This is a genomic window from uncultured Algibacter sp. (assembly GCF_947495675.1).
GTDB lineage: Bacteria > Bacteroidota > Bacteroidia > Flavobacteriales > Flavobacteriaceae > Algibacter_B.
In genome coordinates this window covers 22,381-40,925 of record NZ_CANLZX010000015.1, presented here as the reverse complement: position 1 = coordinate 40,925, position 18,545 = coordinate 22,381, and the positions used below count along the sequence as shown (strand labels likewise).

Here is an 18,545-nt window from a genome sequence, read left to right as displayed (position 1 = left end):
TACATTCTAAGTTATTAGAGATAGTCTTTAATTAAGACTATCTCTAATAGTTTATTTTAATTTGTAAGCTCAACAAAAACAGGTGATACTTTTTTAAGTATAACACTTACACCACTTGCTTTTGCTTGTATGTCAAATATTTGAACACCAGATCCACGTTTAGCTTTTGCTAATGCTTTTTGGGCTCTACTATCTAACTTATTTCCTTTAACATTTATTGTAGGCTGACCAGGAACTTTAAATTTAAATCCAGAAACACGTAATGGTAATTCGAAATCAAAATCTTCAAATTTGGCACCAATTGTCGAAATTTTAAGACTGTTACGTTGCATTTTAATTGCACCATCTTCACCTCTAATCGTACCTGTAGGTTTTGGTAAATCTTTAATTCTAAATTTAGCATTATCACTTACTTTTCCACCATCTGGCAATGTACCTGTTACATTAATAGTAACTTCTCTACCTTGGATTCTAGTAGCATCCATAATATATTTACTACCGCCAGATTTAGATAAACCTTGAGCACTAGCATTAACTTTATTATCTGGAACACCAGCAAAAGATATAGTCATTGGGTTTTTAACACCTCTATAAACTACATTCATTTTATCTGCAGAAATTGTTGCAGAATTTGGTTTTGCTACAGTTGCAAATGATGATTTAACTGGTACTTCAATTTCTTCACCATCTTGTGCAAAGATTAATTTACCTTCAATTTTGTGTTCACCAACTCCTCCTGTTCCTATTAATAATTTTACTTTACCATCTTCGATAGCATATTGCTTTTCAGAAAGTTTTCTACCATCTAAAGTTAATTCAACTCTACTTGGTTTTGTTGAAGCATCTTTACGTCCTAAAACAATTTGCCCATCAAACTTCTCACCGTTAAAGTAAGCAGATTTAGAGGTTTCCATTAAGGTTGTATAGTTAGTCATTGACACTTCACTTGATAGCGTTCCTGCTAACATTTGTGATAATACTTCAGACTCAGTTGTTTTAATATCTGATTGTAATTGAGTCATTTTAGTTAAAGATGCCACTAAAGGGAAACCTTTGTAGTGGTAGTCTAACCAATCTTTTGGTTTGATTTCACCTGCAACTTTAACTGGATCAGTATTAAATCTTTTATCAAGATCTTTAATTACAGATTCCATACCTTTTTCACCAGCAAGTATTTTAGATACTCCTTCTCTAAAGGCTTTCATTTGTGATAGAAATTCTTGACCATCTTCTTTAATTTTGTCTCCTTTAAAGAAATGCTCATCAAGATAATCACCTTTATCCATGATCTCGTAATCTGTAGGATCATCAATTTTAGCGGTCATTTTACCTTTTAAATCTGTTAAATAAGCATCAAATTTATGAGCTAGGTCATCTATTTGATCTGCTTTAGCTTTTAAAGGTTTATATTTTTCTGGTTGATCTTCAGCTTTCACATCTAAACTGGCAACAAAACTAGCGTTTCTAGCTTCTGTTGCTTCATTAGATTCTGTAAGCTTTTCGTTCATTAATCCGAAGGCTGAAAGCACTTCTTTTGACATATTTAAAGCTAGCATCGCTATAAATATTAAATACATCAGATTAATCATCTTCTGTCTTGGTGATAAATTATTTCCTGCCATTGTAATTAGGTTTTTTTTGGTTAATTAAATTAATTTGGGATTATTTATTAACGCTCCTAATTATTTATTCATTGCAGATAACATACCTCCATAAACACCATTTAATGATGATAAGTTAGATGCTAAAGATTGCATTTGTTCTTTTAATTTTACTGCATTTTCTACAGACTCTTCATTAATTGAGGCTTGTTTATTAGCACTTTCTAATTGTACTTTGTATAAGCTGTTTAATGATTCCATTTGAGCTGCAGCTAATGATAATTCTTCACCATATTTTTTCGATGCTTCAACAGAATCAACTGTAGAAGACATGTTTTTTGCAGCACCTTCAAAACCTCTAATGCTTTCTCCTAAACTAGAGATTAATTCGCCATCAATTTTAGCTTCTTTTAATAAGTTATCTAATTTTTGTGATAACAAACCTTGAACATCTTCTTTACCTTCTTTGTTCATTGCTTTTCCTCCAGCTAATTCTGGATATACTAAAGACCAATCTAATTCATCATCAACAGGTTCAAATGCTGATAATGCAAATATAATTGCTTCTGTTACAAGACCAATAGTTAACATTACATTACCTGTTAAAGGTCCAATTTCAAAGTGAATAATTTTGAATAGTGCACCAACAATTACAATTGCTGCTCCTAATCCGTATGCCATATTCATGAATTTCTTACTTGCTTTTGACTTTGCCATAATTTTCGATTTTTAATTTTAAGTAGGTTCTCTTTTTTACTTAAGTAGGTTAATTAATAGTTTTTATTATTATTTGATTTGGATTAAATTTTAGTTGCCGTTTTTTGTTACTGCTGTCCCCATATAATCTTGAACGGTTCTAAAACCAATATAACTTCTTGCTGAATCTGCATATTCGTAATCTCTTGAACTTACTTGCAAAAAGTAAGCCACATCTTTCCAAGAGCCCCCTCTTACAATTTTACGCTTATTACTTTCATCATTTACACTTGGATTAATACTAGAAGTATATTCATAAGATGAAGGATCGTAAGATGCATTCACCCATTCTGAAACATTCCCGGCCATATTGTATAAGTTGTAGTCGTTTGGTTCATAAGATTTAGCCTCTACAGTATATAAGGCTTGATCTGCAGCGTAATCACCTCTTACAGGTTTAAAGTTTGCCATAAAACAACCTCTATCACTTTTTGTGTAAGGCCCACCCCAAGGGTAAGTTGCTGCTTGTAGACCACCTCTAGCAGAATACTCCCACTCTGCCTCAGATGGTAATCTAAAAGTGTTTACCATTTGAGCACCTTTCTTAGATTTTTGATATGAGTTTTTATTAATTGTTCTCCACTCACAAAATGCTTTTGCTTGTTTCCAAGTTACTCCTACAACTGGATAATCGCTATATGCATCATGCCAGAAATAGTCATTATGCATTGGCTCGTTATATGAGTATGCAAAATCTCTAATCCATACTGTAGTATCAGGATAGATTTCTAATTCTTCTTTAATTATAACATCTTTACGTTTAACGCCTCTATTTCTTGCAGCCTCTTGAATATCCATGTGGCTATATTGAAACTTAAATTTTGTAACATCCCAAGTGCGTTGTCCATTATAAGATTCTTCTAAAGGTAAATACATGGTGTCCATAACCTCAGCATAATACTCATCTAGATATTCTGAGGTATCAAATATTAAATCTACATCTTTATTGATTTTTCTTCCTTCATATCCAGTTGGACCTAAACCTGTATAATTATCATACATGTATTTTTCGTAAACAGACATATTTTCTGGATCTGCATCACTAAAGGCAAATTCACCTATAGTACCTTCATCAGCTGGAGTTAATCCAACCTCATCTGCTAAAACAGCTAATTTCATTCTAACAATTGAGTCTCTTACCCAATTAACAAACTGGCGATACTCACTATTAGTTATTTCGGTAGCATCCATATAAATGGCTCTAACAGTAACTGTTTTTGAAGGTGCATCATTTACACCAGCAAGATCATCGTCTGCTTTACCCATTATAAATGCACCACCTGGAATAAGTTCCATACCATAAGGCTTTTCTGGATGCCATTTTTTTCCTTGAACACCAACTAGTTCTCCTCTATCTTTAGAGCCGCAACTTGCCAACATTACAAATAGGGTGGTTAGTAATATAAATTTCTTAATATCCATAGAAAACTTGAGGTTAATTATTTTAAGCTTCATTATTGAGAGCGTAAACATATTTATATATTTTTAATAAAACAACTTTTTATCCAAAAAAATAACATTTCATCGTGAAAAAATAGCTTTTCAACGATGAAATTGGTAGTTCAACCAATCTTTACTTTTTACACACTATTCTTCTGTAGTGCTTTATACCAGCGATCTGGCACCTTATTATTACATGCATCTATATAATCTTGATGCATGCATGGTAATAACGTATGTCTTTTTAATTTATTATTTACTTCTGCTAAAAAAGGGATTTCTATCCACCATCTTCCTGTTTTATTACTTTTGTAAAATATTAACTCCTCAGATTCCACCAGAGTTATATACTTCTGATAGCTTCTTTCATCTGAAAAATCATCATCCTTAATTCTAAAATTTACTCCTTCAATAAAATACCATAGTATTTGAGCAACTAACATTGATGTAAGTTCATCGTCTTTTGATGGCTTATACTCATAAATACCAAAAGAAGTCACCTTATTACTTATACCTGCATAACGTGAAATGGCACAAATTTCTTTTCCATCTAAACCATTTGGTGAATATTTTTGTTTGGAACTTACTTCTGAGCCCTTTACCGAAGTTAAATCTATACTAACAATATTTGCGTCTCTTAAAACTGGCTCAACAATAGTAATATCTTTTGATACAGATCCTAAACGATAGGATTCAAAATATAAATTATCCATCAAATCTATTTCTTCTTGAGAATTAAAATAGGTTTGATAACCAATGGTCGAATAATTAAATAGATTGTATGGTTGATCTAGAATAATTTTCCCAACAAAACTATTATTTTTTATAGGCTTTGTTGAATCACCAAGATTAAATTGAGCATCGACATTTACAATATTAACCATTGGTATTAAAGCATCATAAGCTCTATAATTTGCATATGTTAAGTCTTGCGAGCCACCTAAAATTACAGGTATAATATTTTTTTTAACCAATATAGTTATAGCTTCTTTTACGGCAAAATAAGTATCTTCAACACTTTCTCCTTTATTAATATCACCCAAATCTGCTACAGTTGTATTCCAACTACCAGGAAAAAGACTATAAAATGACTTTCTAATTTCATTAAGATGAATTTCTTCACCAATAAAATTTATATCGTTTCTATTTTCTAATACACCAATAATCGCAATATTTACACCTTCTAAATCTGGAATACCATGATGAGAAGAATGAATTTTTAGTTTTCTTCCTAATGCTTGAGCAGACAATAGCTCATTATGTGCTAAAACTGAATCTGAAACAGGTGATAGAAAATTAAAGTTCATTTATATTTATTTCTTTTTTGCTGCTGGCTTCTTTTTAGCTGGTGCTTTCTTTTTAGCAGCAGTTTTTCTTGTTTTCTTTTTAGGGGCGTTAGCTTCTATTATAGCTTTTGCCTCATCTAAAGTCATATCTGTAACATCGACGGTTTTAGCCAACTCTACCTTAACTTTACCTTTTATAACGTTATGTCGGCCCCATCGTGCTTTTTCAACACGTATGCCTTCATCTTCCCAATTATGAATAACCTTATCTATTTCTTTTTGAATTTTTGTTTCTATCAATTCAACAATCTCATCATCAGATAAATTATCCCAATCGTACTTTTTATTTACATTAATAAACATGTTGTTCCATTTAATAAATGGTCCAAAACGCCCTTTACCTTTTTGTACTGGCAAATCTTTGTATATGTAAATAGGTGCATCTGCTTTTTGTTTTTCTTTAATTAAAACAATGGCATCATCTAACTCAACACTTAAAGGATCTGTTCCTCTAGGTAGCGATACAAATGCCTCACCAAACTTAACATAAGGTCCATAACGCCCATTGTTTACTTGAACTTCTTCACCTTCATAATTACCTAATGTTTTAGGAAGCTGAAACAAATCCATAGCTTCTTCGTAGGTAATTGTATTTAGTTGTTGGTCTGGACTTAAACTAGCAAATTGTGGTTTTTCTTCATCATCAACAGTACCGATTTGTACCATTGGCCCAAATTTTCCTAAACGCACGCTTACTCGTTTTCCTGTTTTAGGATCTTCACCTAAAATACGCTCTCCAGATTCTCTATCTGCATTTTCTTTAACGTCTTCAACTACTGGATGGAAACCTTTATAAAACGACTTCATCATCTCTGTCCAATCTACATTACCATCAGCTATCTCATCAAAATCTGCCTCTACTTTCGCTGTAAAATTATAATCTAAAATTTTATCAAAATGATTTACCAAAAAGTCGGTTACAATCATTCCTATATCAGTTGGAACCAACTTCCCTTTATCTGACCCCACTTTTTCACTTAAAGTCACATCTTTAACAGTTCCTTGCTGTAAAGTAAGCTGAGCGTAACTTCTCTCTACACCTTCTACAGTTCCTTTTTCAACATAATTTCTATTTTGAATTGTCGATATTGTTGGCGCATATGTAGATGGACGACCAATACCTAACTCTTCTAATTTTTTAACTAATGATGCTTCTGTAAATCTAGCAGGCGGACGTGTATATCGCTCTGTAGCTGTTATGTAATTATTTAGCAATTCTTCGTTAGTTTTCATTGCCGGCAACATACCATCTTGCTCTACATCTTCATCATCAGTACCTTCTAAATACACCTTTAAAAACCCATCAAAAGTAATTACTTCACCGTTTGCAGTAAATGTTTCTTTATGAGTTGAGGCACTTATTTTCACATTGGTTCTTTCTAATTCGGCCTCACTCATTTGAGATGCTATAGAACGTTTCCAAATTAAATCGTATAATCGAGCTTGATCTCTATCAATATTTACTGAATGTGTAGCGAAATTTGTTGGACGTATAGCCTCATGTGCCTCTTGAGCTCCTTTTGCTTTTCCTTTATAATTTCTTGGTTTACTGTATTTATCGCCATAAGCATTTTTAATTTCTGCTTCTGCGCCTTTTTTAGCTTCATCTGATAGATTTACACTATCTGTTCTCATATATGTAATTAAACCTGCTTCATAAAGGCGTTGTGCCATAGTCATGGTTTTACTTACAGAAAAATATAATTTACGTGATGCTTCTTGTTGTAATGTTGATGTTGTAAATGGTGCTGCAGGCGATTTCTTAGCAGGTTTCTTTAATAAATCTGCTACTTTAAAATTTGCAGATGCATTTTGTTCTAAGAATTTTTTAGCTTCTTCTTTGGTTGAAAAATTCTTTGGGAGTTTTGCTTTAAAAGTTTGTCCGTCTTCATTTGAAAATTCAGCATCAATCCTGTAAGAACCTACAGGGGTAAATTCTTGAATTTCTCTTTCTTTTTCTACAATTAATCTAACAGAAACAGATTGTACACGACCTGCAGACAAACCGCCTTTTACTTTTCTCCAAAGTACTGGCGACAATTCATACCCTACAATTCTATCAAGAACACGACGTGCTTGTTGTGCATCTACCAAATCATAATCAATACCTCTAGGGTTTTCAATAGCTTTTAAAATAGCACTTTTAGTGATTTCGTGAAAAACTATTCTTTTGGTCTTGTCTTTATCTAACTTTAAAGTTTCTGCCAAATGCCAAGCTATAGCTTCACCTTCTCGATCTTCATCACTAGCTAACCAAACCATTTCGGCTTTTTTAGCTAGGTCTTTCAGTTTTTTTACAACTGCTTTTTTATCTTTTGAAACTTCGTATTTTGGTTTAAAATCACCATCAACATTAACACCTAATTCCTTGGAAGGTAAATCGGCAATATGCCCAAAACTAGATTCTACTTTAAAATCTTTTCCTAGAAATTTTTCAATGGTTTTTGCTTTTGCTGGTGACTCAACGATCACTAAATTCTTCGCCATACATCATTTTTTGAAGCTACAAATGTATATCAAAAAAAGTTTATCTATAGCATTTTGTAGGTTATCTGTGTAATATTTCAATAAAAAAGCTTACTTATTATGTCTTAAAAGCAAGCTTTTATTATTAAAATTTATTTATTCCTCTATTCTTGTACCTATTTCATCAATAGCACTATGCTCATCAAAGCCTATTACGTTTTTATATATTAAATATATTGGATGATATGTAAATGCTGCAGTAAAAAGCAACCCAATTCCGCATAATAAATACCCCACTAAATTTGATAAAAGTGAAGCAACTACTATTAATCCAAAAGAAATAAGCCATTTTTTATTTCCTAACTTAAAACTTGCTTTAACAATTTCGCCAACTGTTAATTCTGGATTAAAAGCAAAAAATACTGCAAAGAAGGACAAAGGAACTATCATATAAATTAATGGAATATAACATAGCAAGGCTGAAGGAATAGCTAAACCAATTGAAACCAACATAATCATAAAAGTTTTACTTAAATATTGCTTTTTTACAAAATGAAAGAAATCTTGAGTTACAACCTGTTCATTATTGTCTATTTTTCTCATAATTCGATAAAAACCAGCATTTATTGCAACTGAAACGGCACCTAAGACTAAAGCAGCAATAAGAACAACAATAATATATAAAACAGACATCCCTGCAAAAAATCCTTCAACACCTGCAGTATCTGTATAACCGGATTCTTGCTGCGCTATTATCATACCTATAAATGGAATATAAAATACAATAATTAAGGGCAGCATAATTAACATCATGAATAAGAACATTAAAAACCCTTGCAGCCAAGTTTTTTTAAACAACTCAATGGATTCACTAAAAATAATCCCAAAATCGAGGTCTTTTGCGCGTTCAATTTTAGATAATAAATCTTCTATAGTTTTCATTTTTTATAATTTGGTTTGGTATAAATAAGTATTTAATTTTTAAAATAAGTTACAATTATACATAAAAAAATCTGCCCGAAGGCAGATTTAAAAACAACATCAGCTTAGTTTAGTTTAGTTTGAATGAGCTTATAAGTCTAATGTCGTTTTCCATATATTGGTATTGATAAATAGTATCTGCACCTATCATTATCAAACTGTTTTCTAAAGGAATCACATCTTTTGCTTGTATATTTGGTAGCGTATTCACTAACATTAAATCTTTTGGTGTTTCACGTTTAAAAAGCTTTAATCCTGCGGTGCCGTCACATACATATAATATGTCATTTTTAAAACCTAAACCATAAGGGTTTTCTAATTCATATCTTTCAACTAAGGTCGGGTTGGTTTTATTGCTAATATCAATAACTTCCAACACACTTTCTAACTGACCACAAAGGTTTCCTCCTCTTAGAGTTAAATATGCATAATTACCATCTACAACTACCGGATCACAACCCTCCCAATGTGTAAATTCTGAGATATATTCTGGCAATGATGGGTTTTCTAAACTATAAATATACATACCATTTGTACTACCTAAATACAAATACCCATTTGCCTGAAACATGGTTTCTATATTCCAACCTGCATATTGCGTGTTTGATAATATGGGGTCTGCTAAATTTTGAATATTAAAAATAGCCATCTCATAATTTCCAACGGCATACAAATAGTTGTCTACTATTTGAAAACGAGCTAAAGAGCCTCCTGTACCCGTAAAAGACTCCGCAACAGAATTTAATACAGCACCATCATTTAAAAAAAAGTCAATATTATTTTCTTTTTTTCGCCTTTCTGTTGTTAATGTCCAGCCTACAATTACATCTTCATCATAATTATAATTTCCATATTCAACCAATTCAGCTTCAACAGGGACATCATAATCATACACATTAAAGACATCTTTCAAACGCTCAACAATAAAAATGTTATTAATATCTGAAATATCAAAAACGACTAAATCAGTAGCACTATCTGCGTACAAAAAATTATTCTTTACAGAAATATCTTCATTTCCTGGGATTTCAATAAAAGCAATCGTTTTTGGCAATTCAGGTTTTGTATTATCAATTATATGAATACCAGAATCTACATCACCTACAAAAATATATTCTTGATACACATAAATTTTACCGGGTTCTTGAATAGATTTAGGCGCGCGAACCTCAACCGAACTCCTAAAAGCAGATTTACTCATTAATTGAGGTGTTGCAACTTGCACAAATTCGTAATCATCATCATTGCTTTTATCACAAGACAATGCCATTAAAAAAAATAGAGACAAAAAAAGGTATTTCAATTTCATTAGTAGGTTTTTAGTATTTGTAATTTATTGAAGACTCAAAGCCTTCAATATTTAATATAATTTCATTACTTCCTTCAATTTTAATTGGTGTTAAATCAAAAGAAACTGTTCTTTTAAAAACGGCAAGACAAGCTTCTTCATTTAATAATTCTAGTTTTAAATAACGTTGTTCTGGTAAAGATTCTGCAATAGATCCAGAATCTACCAAATTATATGCCCATGAATTGCCATCGCAACCTGAAGCACTAATTGTAACACTCAAGCAGTTGTCAATAACCTCAGCATCAATGAAAGTGAAATTTCCAGAATCAAAAGTATTATAATAACTTTCGTCTATTATTACTAAATTATCGCAAACGCTTAAATAATCATCATCTTCCTCGCATTGGGTATTCATAAAACAAAAAGCTAAAACAATAGCGAATATTAATTTTTTGATTAAGTACATATCAATGGTTAGTATTTTATTTAAGATGCAGCAATAGCATTTTGGTTGCGTTAATTATATGATAAATAAACTGCCACTTTGTCATAAAATATAAATAAATTGTATCTTTGCATACTTATTGACCGGTAGAGATATCGACATACTATGGAAAAAATAATAGACGAAAATAAACAAGGACAATCTTTAATTATAGATCAAAAAAAGGGCAACAAGCGTAAACTTTTTATTGAAAGTTATGGTTGTGCGATGAATTTTAGTGATAGCGAAATTGTAGCATCCATAATGGCTAATCAAGGTTTTAACACCACTAACAACCTTGAAGAAGCAGATTTGGTTTTAGTTAACACTTGTTCCATTCGAGATAAAGCAGAGCAAACCGTACGTAAACGCCTTGAAAAATATAATGCCGTTAAACGCGACCACAACCCTAAAATGAAAGTTGGAGTATTAGGCTGTATGGCAGAACGCTTAAAAACTAAATTTCTTGAAGAAGAAAAAATTGTTGACTTAGTTGTTGGGCCAGATGCTTACAAAGATTTACCAAACCTTTTAGCCGAAGTAGATGAAGGCAGAGACGCCATAAACGTTATCTTATCTAAAGAAGAAACATACGGAGATATTTCGCCAGTAAGACTAAATACTAATGGAGTAACAGCTTTTGTATCTATTACTCGAGGGTGTGATAATATGTGTACTTTTTGTGTAGTACCTTTTACACGTGGACGCGAACGGAGTAGAGACCCTCAAAGCATTATTGAGGAAGTGAACGATTTATGGAACAGAGGCTACAAAGATATTACGCTACTTGGGCAAAATGTTGATAGCTACTTATGGTATGGCGGCGGACTTAAAAAAGATTTTGAAAAAGCAACCGAAATGCAAAAAGCAACCTCTGTTAATTTTTCAAAATTACTTGAAATATGTGCTAAAGCACAGCCAAAAATGAGAATTCGTTTTTCAACATCAAACCCACAAGATTTAACACTAGATGTGATTGAGACTATGGCCAAATACAAAAACATTTGTAACCATATTCATTTACCTGTACAAAGTGGTAGTAATCGCATTCTTAAAGAAATGAATCGTTTACACACTCGTGAAGAGTATTTTGAATTAATAGATAACATTCGTCGCATTATACCAAACTGCGCCATTAGTCAAGACATGATAGTTGGGTTTCCTACAGAAACGGAAGAAGATTTTCAAGACACCGTATCTTTAATGGAATATGTGAAATATAATTTTGGCTACATGTTTACGTATTCTGAACGACCAGGAACTATGGCTGGTAGAAATATGAAAGACGATGTTCCTGAAGAAACAAAAAAACGCAGACTACAGGACATTGTAGATTTACAACGAATACATAGTGAAATTAAAACCAAAGAATGGTTAGGAAAAACTTTAGAAGTATTAGTTGAAAAACAATCAAAAAAATCTGAAAACCAATGGTCTGGCAGAACACAACAAAATATAGTGTGTGTATTTCCTAAAGGACAATATAAAGTAGGTGATTTTGTAAATGTAAAAGTTACAAATTGCACAAGTGCCACTTTAATTGGAGAAACCGTAGGATTATCAGAGAATAATTAAAACTATGTTAGAATTTAACTTTAATAACAAAACATTTTCGGTTTTAGATAATTCTGAAAATGGAAAAGTAAATTCAGAAACAATATTTAAATATAAACAAGAAGGCCATTTAGTTACCGCAGACTATTCTGGAGGCACAATTAAATATGGAAAAATAATTGCACATTTAAGTAACAAAACACTTAAAATGTTATACCAATGTATAACAACAGAAAACGAATTAAAATCAGGAAAAGCAATTGCTAAAATTAGTTTAACAAAAGAAAAAAAAAATTAAGTTACATCTAAATTGGGAATGGCTAGGCGATGATAATGGAAGTGGAATTTCTGAATATATTGAGAATTAAAAGTTTAAATTAAATGGAATCAGTTCAAGCTATAAAACAACGTTTTGGTATTATTGGTAATACACCATCACTAAATCGTGCTATTGAAAAAGCGATTCAGGTAGCACCTACAGATATTTCAGTTTTAGTTACAGGTGAAAGTGGTGTTGGTAAAGAGAGTATTCCAAAAATAATACATCAATTATCTCACAGAAAACACAATAAATACATTGCGGTAAACTGCGGAGCCATACCAGAAGGCACTATTGATAGTGAACTATTTGGCCATGAAAAAGGTGCGTTTACAGGAGCAACACAAACCCGAGAAGGATACTTTGAGGTTGCCGATGGTGGTACTATTTTTCTTGACGAAGTTGGTGAACTACCACTTACCACTCAAGTACGTTTATTACGTGTTTTAGAAAATGGAGAATTTCTAAAAGTAGGATCTAGTAAGGTCCAAAAAACCGATGTTCGTATTGTGGCTGCAACAAACGTAAATATGTTTGAAGCTATTGAAAAAGAGAAATTTCGTGAAGACTTATTTTATAGATTAAGCACCGTTGATATTAATTTACCTCCACTTAGAGAACGCCAAGAAGACATTCATTTATTGTTTAGAAAATTTGCCAGCGATTTTGCTTTAAAATATAAAATGCCAACTATAAAGTTAACAGATAACGCTATCCAAATTTTAATAAAACATCGCTGGGGCGGAAACATTCGTCAATTACGAAACATAGCCGAACAACTTTCTGTCTTAGAACAAAACAGAACTATTACAGCAGATGTATTAAGAAGCTATTTGCCAGCAAACTCGAGTACTAATTTACCTGCCGTTATTAAGACATCTAAATCTGAAAGCGATTTTAGTAGTGAGCGCGAAATTCTATACAAAGTACTTTTTGATATGAAAGCAGATCTTAATGATTTGAAAAAACTGACCATGGAATTAATGAAAAATGGCAATGTTAAAGATGTTGAAAAAAACAACGAAAGCTTAATTCAAAAAATTTATGGAAATGACAATGACGATGATATAAATTTTGAAGAAACCATTGAAGACAATGATATTATAGCCATCCCAGAACATACAGTTACGGATGAAGAAGCTACTCCAATTCAAGATAAATATCACTTTGCAGAAGAAATTGAAGAAGAAGAGACCTTATCTTTGCATGACAAAGAATTAGAATTAATTAAAAAATCACTTGAACGCCACAACGGAAAACGTAAATTAGCAGCAGCAGAATTAGGAATTAGCGAGCGTACATTATATAGAAAGATAAAACAATACGATCTTTAAACACAACCATTAAACAATACACAACATAAACAAAAGGCAATCTTTAAAACAAATGTCTCTGTAAATTATCAGAAAGTGTCATAAACATTGAATTATTAAATGAAATACGTAAAATACATTCTTATTATATTGCTCACAACAACTCTTGTTGCCTGTGGTGCATATTCATTTACTGGAGCTTCAATACCTCCTGGAACTGAAACATATCAAGTAAATCGTTTTGAAAACACATCCTTATTAATTGAACCTGGTTTAGAGCGAGATTTCAAATTAGCTCTTGAAGATTTAATACAAAACCAAACCAATTTAACTTTAGTACCCACAAAAGGAGATTTAATTTATGAAGGCGAAATAACCGAATATAGAATTTCACCAACTACGGCAACATCTGATAATACAGCTGCACAAAACAGATTAACAATTAATATTAAACTCAGGTTTTATAATACCAAAAAAGAAGACGACGACTTAGAGCAAAGTTTTTCATTTTTCTATGATTACCCTGCAAGCGCACAATTAACAGGCTCTATTAAAACAACAGCTCACGAAGAAATATTTGAACGAATTACTCAAGATATTTTCAATGCAACTTTAGCAAAATGGTAAACATTTAACTAAAACAATTTAAAACAGCCAATGATACAATTAGATTTTACATACATGTTGCAAAACCCTCAGAATATATCAAATAAGCAAACTGAGGCTGTAAAATCTATTATTGAACAGTATCCCTATTTTCAATCAGCTCGTGCTATATATCTAAAAGGCTTAAAGGACCATAGTAGTGTTTCGTACAATCAAGAACTTAAAACTACTGCTGCTTATACAACAGATAGAAGCATTTTATTTGATTATATAACTTCAGAAGCATTTATTCAAAATGAAATTTCAGCATTTATAAAAAACAATACTGAAAATTTAAAAAGAATTCCAGTTGATATAGAAGACCTATCAGTAAATAAAAGTGTTACTATAGATGATACTTTAAAACAACAAATAAAAGATACCGATGGTGTTTTAGACCCTGCTTTATTTCAACCCAAAGAAGCGCGAATTAAAAAAACACAAAGTTTCATTTTAGATGAATCTGAATCAATTGAAAATGTAACAGCAGAAACTAAAACACAAGAAGCTACACCAGAAGATATTTTAAACCTTGGCAAACCACTTCAATTTGATAAAAAAGAAAAACATTCCTTTAATGAATGGTTAAAACTAACACACTTTAAACCTATTGAAAGACATACGATTAAAGAAGATAAACCCATTAAAAATAGCACATCTGAAACTTTAGATAAAGAAAAAAAGTTTGAACTTATTGATAAGTTTATTTCAAAAAATCCAAAAATAAGCCCTGTTAAATCAAGTCCTTCTAAAGGCAATTTAGCAAAAGCACAAATGATACAGCCTGAGTCTTTAATGACAGAGACCTTAGCACGTATTTATGTAGAACAAAAAAACTACAAAAAGGCAATTCAATCTTATAAAATTTTAAGTTTGAAATATCCAGAAAAAAGTAGTTTCTTTGCAAACCAAATTAAAGCTGTAGAGCAATTACAAGAACATAATAAAAAAGAATAATGAGTACGTTTACAATATTTCTAGTCCTTATAGTCGTTGTAGCATTTTTACTAATCGTAGTGATTATGGTTCAAAACCCTAAAGGTGGCGGATTATCATCATCTTTTGGTGGTGGTGGCACACAACAATTAGGAGGTGTTAAAAAAACAACTGACTTTTTAGACAAAAGCACATGGACACTAGCAACCCTTTTATTAGTTTTAATACTAATATCAAACGTCGCTATAGACAGAGGTGGTGCTGGAGCAGAATCTAAAGCTTTAGATCCTGATGCACAATCAACACAACCATTACCAACACCAGTAGATACTAGTAGCGACACAACAACAGCTACTCCAGATGCTTCTACTGAAGAGTAATTCGTGAATAAATTAACAAAAAATGCCAACTTTATAAGTTGGCATTTTTTGTTTCTGAAAGTTTGTCAGTTACAAAGTAATGGCACATTTTTAGTATAATACTTAAGCGTTAAATTAAATTTATAAATCAAAATATATAACAATGGCATTAAACATTAAACCATTAGCAGATAGAGTTCTTATTGAGCCTGCTGCTGCTGAAACCACAACAGCATCAGGAATTATTATTCCAGACAATGCTAAAGAAAAACCTCAAAAAGGAACCGTTGTAGCTGCCGGAAAAGGCACTAAAGACGAGCCTATTACTGTAAAAGTTGGTGATACTGTTTTATATGGCAAATATGCAGGAACAGATTTAAAACTTGAAGGCAAAGATTATTTAATTATGCGTGAGAGTGATATTTTAGCTATTATTTAATAGCTATTAGCTTATACTAAAATTATTATTAATACTTAGCCAATAGCAAACATCTAGTGGCATAAAGCAAAAACTAAAAAAATGGCAAAAAATATAAAATTTGATATTGAAGCACGCGACGGTTTAAAACGTGGTGTAGATGCATTAGCCAATGCAGTTAAAGTAACATTAGGACCAAAAGGGCGTAACGTAATTATTTCTAAAAGTTTTGGTGCACCATCTGTAACTAAAGATGGTGTATCTGTAGCAAAAGAAATTGAATTAGCAGATGAGCACGAAAACATGGGCGCTCAAATGGTAAAAGAAGTAGCAAGTAAAACTAACGATTTAGCTGGTGATGGTACAACTACCGCAACTGTATTAGCTCAAGCTATTGTAAAAGAAGGTTTAAAAAACGTAGCTTCTGGTGCTAATCCAATGGATTTAAAACGTGGTATCGACAAAGCTGTAGAAGCCATTACAAAAGATCTTGAAAAACAAGCTCAAAAAGTTGGTAATTCTTCTGAAAAAATAAAACAAGTTGCTGCAATTTCAGCAAATAACGACGATACTATTGGCGAGTTAATCGCTCAAGCTTTTGGTAAAGTTGGTAAAGAAGGTGTTATTACTGTTGAAGAAGCAAAAGGTATGGAAACATATGTTGATGTTGTTGAAGGTATGCAATTCGATAGAGGGTATTTATCACCTTACTTTGTTACCGATGCCGATAAAATGATTGCCGATTTAGAAAATCCATACATTTTATTATTTGACAAAAAGATTTCTAACTTACAAGAAATTCTTCCAATATTAGAACCAGTTGCTCAATCTGGTCGTCCTTTATTAATTATTGCAGAAGATGTAGACGGACAAGCCTTAGCAACATTAGTAGTAAACAAATTACGTGGTGGATTAAAAATCGCAGCTGTTAAAGCTCCAGGATTTGGAGACAGACGCAAAGCCATGCTTGAGGATATCGCTATCTTAACAGGTGGAACGGTAATATCTGAAGAAAGAGGATTTACTCTTGAAAATGCAGATTTAAGCATGTTAGGAACTGCTGAAACTGTAACTGTAGATAAAGACAATACAACAATTGTAAATGGTTCTGGTAAAGCTGCTGATATTAAAGCAAGAGTAAACCAAATTAAATCTCAAATAGAATCTACTACTTCAGATTACGATAAAGAAAAACTACAAGAGCGTTTAGCTAAATTAGCTGGTGGTGTTGCTGTACTTTATGTAGGTGCTGCAAGTGAAGTTGAAATGAAAGAGAAAAAAGACCGTGTTGATGATGCGTTACACGCAACGAGAGCTGCTGTAGAAGAAGGTATTGTTGCTGGTGGTGGTGTTGCATTGGTTAGAGCAAAAACTGTTTTAGCAAAAATCACAACTGATAATTTAGATGAAACAACTGGTGTACAAATTGTAAACAAAGCTGTTGAAGCACCATTAAGAACTATTGTTGAAAATGCAGGTGGTGAAGGCTCTGTAGTAATCAATAAAGTACTTGAAGGTAAAAAAGATTTTGGTTACGATGCTAAATCTGAACAATATGTTGATATGCTAAAAGCTGGTATTATCGATCCTAAAAAAGTAACACGTATTGCTTTAGAAAATGCAGCTTCGGTAGCTGGAATGATTCTAACAACAGAATGCGCTTTAATAGACATTAAAGAAGATGCTCCTGCTATGCCTCCAATGGGTGGTGGCGGAATGCCAGGAATGATGTAATGGCTAATATCCATTCACATTAACTTCTTGTTAATTATAAACTTAAAAGCCTTTGATGAAAAATCAAAGGCTTTTTTTTTATTTTATCTATTTTTCTTTTTAATTAAACCATACAGCATAACGTTTTCTTCGTAACTCTAAAGCTAAGGTTTCTTCCATTTTTAAAGCTTCAGCTCTAGAGCTTATAGGATCTATATGATTGTACAAACTAGGTCTTAAATACGACCCATATTTCTCTACAATATTCGACGACAACTTATAGCCTTTCTTATTTCTATACCCTGTTTTATGCTGCATAAAACGCTCTTTTGGCGTTTTACTTGTCATGCCCACATACAAACATTCTAATACGCCATTAAACTGTGGGTTTGCGGCTCGAAACTTAGCATTTTCTGTAAACACCTTTTTGGATAATTCTATAACATAAATACGATATTGCACTTTAGGCATAAAGACTCTGCTTTAATGATTATGATTATTTCATTCTTTTTGCTCATGCTCATCTTTAACATCCTCGTCACGATACTTACAACATGCATGAACAGACGCATAAGCTTCATCTGAGGCTTTTAGCCCTTTAACATCATGACCTACAGCTAACACCTGTTTTTCTATAGTTTCAATATTTGTTTTTCGTTCGTCATAAATTAATTTTAATTCATGGGTTTCTACGCTCCATTCAGCAAATTTCACACCTTTTGTGTTTAAGCATGCTTTTTCAATTCGGGCTTTACACATACCACAAACACCATCAACTTCCATTGAGACTTTAGCGTTTTTGTTTTGAGCAAATGTTAATGTTCCGGTTAACATTAAAGCTATTACTAATAATTTTTTCATAATAATTTATTCTTCATTTTTAATTCCGTCTAAGGAGGAAATCTTTTTTATTTTTTTAATTC

Annotated in this window: 18 protein-coding genes; 8 read left to right on the top strand and 10 right to left on the bottom strand. The window is 32.1% G+C overall.

Features of this window, described 5'->3' with window-relative positions:
- Window positions 1-56 precede the first annotated feature (56 nt).
- The 8 genes from gldM to Q0842_RS11275 form a co-directional block, all read right to left on the bottom strand.
- Window positions 57-1,622, bottom strand: coding sequence for a gliding motility protein GldM (gene gldM / locus Q0842_RS11310; RefSeq protein ID WP_298498099.1), 1,566 nt, complete (start codon window positions 1,620-1,622; stop codon window positions 57-59).
- A gap of 60 nt (window positions 1,623-1,682) precedes the next feature.
- Window positions 1,683-2,318 carry a gliding motility protein GldL gene (gene gldL, locus Q0842_RS11305; protein WP_298498097.1) on the bottom strand — a complete coding sequence of 212 codons (636 nt, stop codon included), beginning with the start codon at window positions 2,316-2,318 and terminating at the stop codon, window positions 1,683-1,685.
- A 90-nt stretch (window positions 2,319-2,408) separates the two neighbouring features.
- On the bottom strand, window positions 2,409-3,779 hold the full coding sequence (gene gldK / locus Q0842_RS11300) for a gliding motility lipoprotein GldK (protein WP_298498095.1): 1,371 nt from the start codon (window positions 3,777-3,779) through the stop codon (window positions 2,409-2,411).
- A gap of 158 nt (window positions 3,780-3,937) precedes the next feature.
- Entirely contained in the window at window positions 3,938-5,104 is a 1,167-nt protein-coding gene (locus tag Q0842_RS11295; protein ID WP_298498093.1) for a formimidoylglutamase, read from the bottom strand.
- 6 nt (window positions 5,105-5,110) lie between these two features.
- Window positions 5,111-7,630 (bottom strand): type I DNA topoisomerase, encoded by a 2,520-nt coding sequence (topA, locus tag Q0842_RS11290; protein WP_298498091.1) that lies wholly within the window; start codon window positions 7,628-7,630, stop codon window positions 5,111-5,113.
- Window positions 7,631-7,765: 135 nt separating this feature from the next.
- The gene (locus tag Q0842_RS11285) at window positions 7,766-8,551 is read right to left on the bottom strand and encodes a hypothetical protein (RefSeq protein WP_298498089.1); all 786 of its coding nucleotides are present in this window, start codon (window positions 8,549-8,551) and stop codon (window positions 7,766-7,768) included.
- 109 nt (window positions 8,552-8,660) lie between these two features.
- The gene (locus Q0842_RS11280; RefSeq protein WP_298498087.1) at window positions 8,661-9,899 is read right to left on the bottom strand and encodes a hypothetical protein; all 1,239 of its coding nucleotides are present in this window, start codon (window positions 9,897-9,899) and stop codon (window positions 8,661-8,663) included.
- Between the two features lie 10 nt (window positions 9,900-9,909).
- Complete coding sequence (locus tag Q0842_RS11275; protein ID WP_298498084.1) at window positions 9,910-10,296, bottom strand: hypothetical protein; 387 nt, start codon at window positions 10,294-10,296, stop codon at window positions 9,910-9,912.
- Window positions 10,297-10,491: 195 nt separating this feature from the next.
- On the opposite strand from Q0842_RS11275, the gene miaB reads away from it, so the two are divergent.
- From miaB to groL, 8 genes are all read left to right on the top strand, one after another.
- Complete coding sequence (miaB, locus tag Q0842_RS11270; protein ID WP_298498082.1) at window positions 10,492-11,940, top strand: tRNA (N6-isopentenyl adenosine(37)-C2)-methylthiotransferase MiaB; 1,449 nt, start codon at window positions 10,492-10,494, stop codon at window positions 11,938-11,940.
- 4 nt (window positions 11,941-11,944) lie between these two features.
- A complete protein-coding gene (locus tag Q0842_RS11265; RefSeq protein WP_298498080.1) occupies window positions 11,945-12,217 on the top strand; it encodes a hypothetical protein in 273 nt (90 codons plus the stop codon).
- 83 nt (window positions 12,218-12,300) lie between these two features.
- Window positions 12,301-13,572 (top strand): sigma-54 dependent transcriptional regulator, encoded by a 1,272-nt coding sequence (locus Q0842_RS11260; protein WP_298498078.1) that lies wholly within the window; start codon window positions 12,301-12,303, stop codon window positions 13,570-13,572.
- Between the two features lie 99 nt (window positions 13,573-13,671).
- On the top strand, window positions 13,672-14,178 hold the full coding sequence (locus Q0842_RS11255) for an LptE family protein (RefSeq protein WP_298498076.1): 507 nt from the start codon (window positions 13,672-13,674) through the stop codon (window positions 14,176-14,178).
- A 30-nt stretch (window positions 14,179-14,208) separates the two neighbouring features.
- Entirely contained in the window at window positions 14,209-15,153 is a 945-nt protein-coding gene (locus tag Q0842_RS11250) for a hypothetical protein (protein WP_298498074.1), read from the top strand.
- Window positions 15,153-15,512 (top strand): preprotein translocase subunit SecG, encoded by a 360-nt coding sequence (gene secG / locus Q0842_RS11245; RefSeq protein WP_298498071.1) that lies wholly within the window; start codon window positions 15,153-15,155, stop codon window positions 15,510-15,512. Before Q0842_RS11250 ends, secG begins: the two co-directional genes overlap by 1 nt.
- 142 nt (window positions 15,513-15,654) lie before the next feature.
- Entirely contained in the window at window positions 15,655-15,930 is a 276-nt protein-coding gene (locus tag Q0842_RS11240; protein ID WP_298498069.1) for a co-chaperone GroES, read from the top strand.
- An 81-nt stretch (window positions 15,931-16,011) separates the two neighbouring features.
- Complete coding sequence (groL, locus tag Q0842_RS11235; RefSeq protein WP_298498067.1) at window positions 16,012-17,643, top strand: chaperonin GroEL; 1,632 nt, start codon at window positions 16,012-16,014, stop codon at window positions 17,641-17,643.
- Window positions 17,644-17,742: 99 nt separating this feature from the next.
- Here groL and Q0842_RS11230 read toward each other — a convergent pair whose 3' ends face one another.
- The gene (locus tag Q0842_RS11230; RefSeq protein ID WP_298498065.1) at window positions 17,743-18,093 is read right to left on the bottom strand and encodes a ribose-5-phosphate isomerase; all 351 of its coding nucleotides are present in this window, start codon (window positions 18,091-18,093) and stop codon (window positions 17,743-17,745) included.
- 30 nt (window positions 18,094-18,123) lie between these two features.
- Window positions 18,124-18,483, bottom strand: a complete 360-nt coding sequence (locus tag Q0842_RS11225) for a heavy-metal-associated domain-containing protein (RefSeq protein ID WP_298498063.1) — start codon at window positions 18,481-18,483, stop codon at window positions 18,124-18,126.
- Window positions 18,484-18,545: the final 62 nt, after the last annotated feature.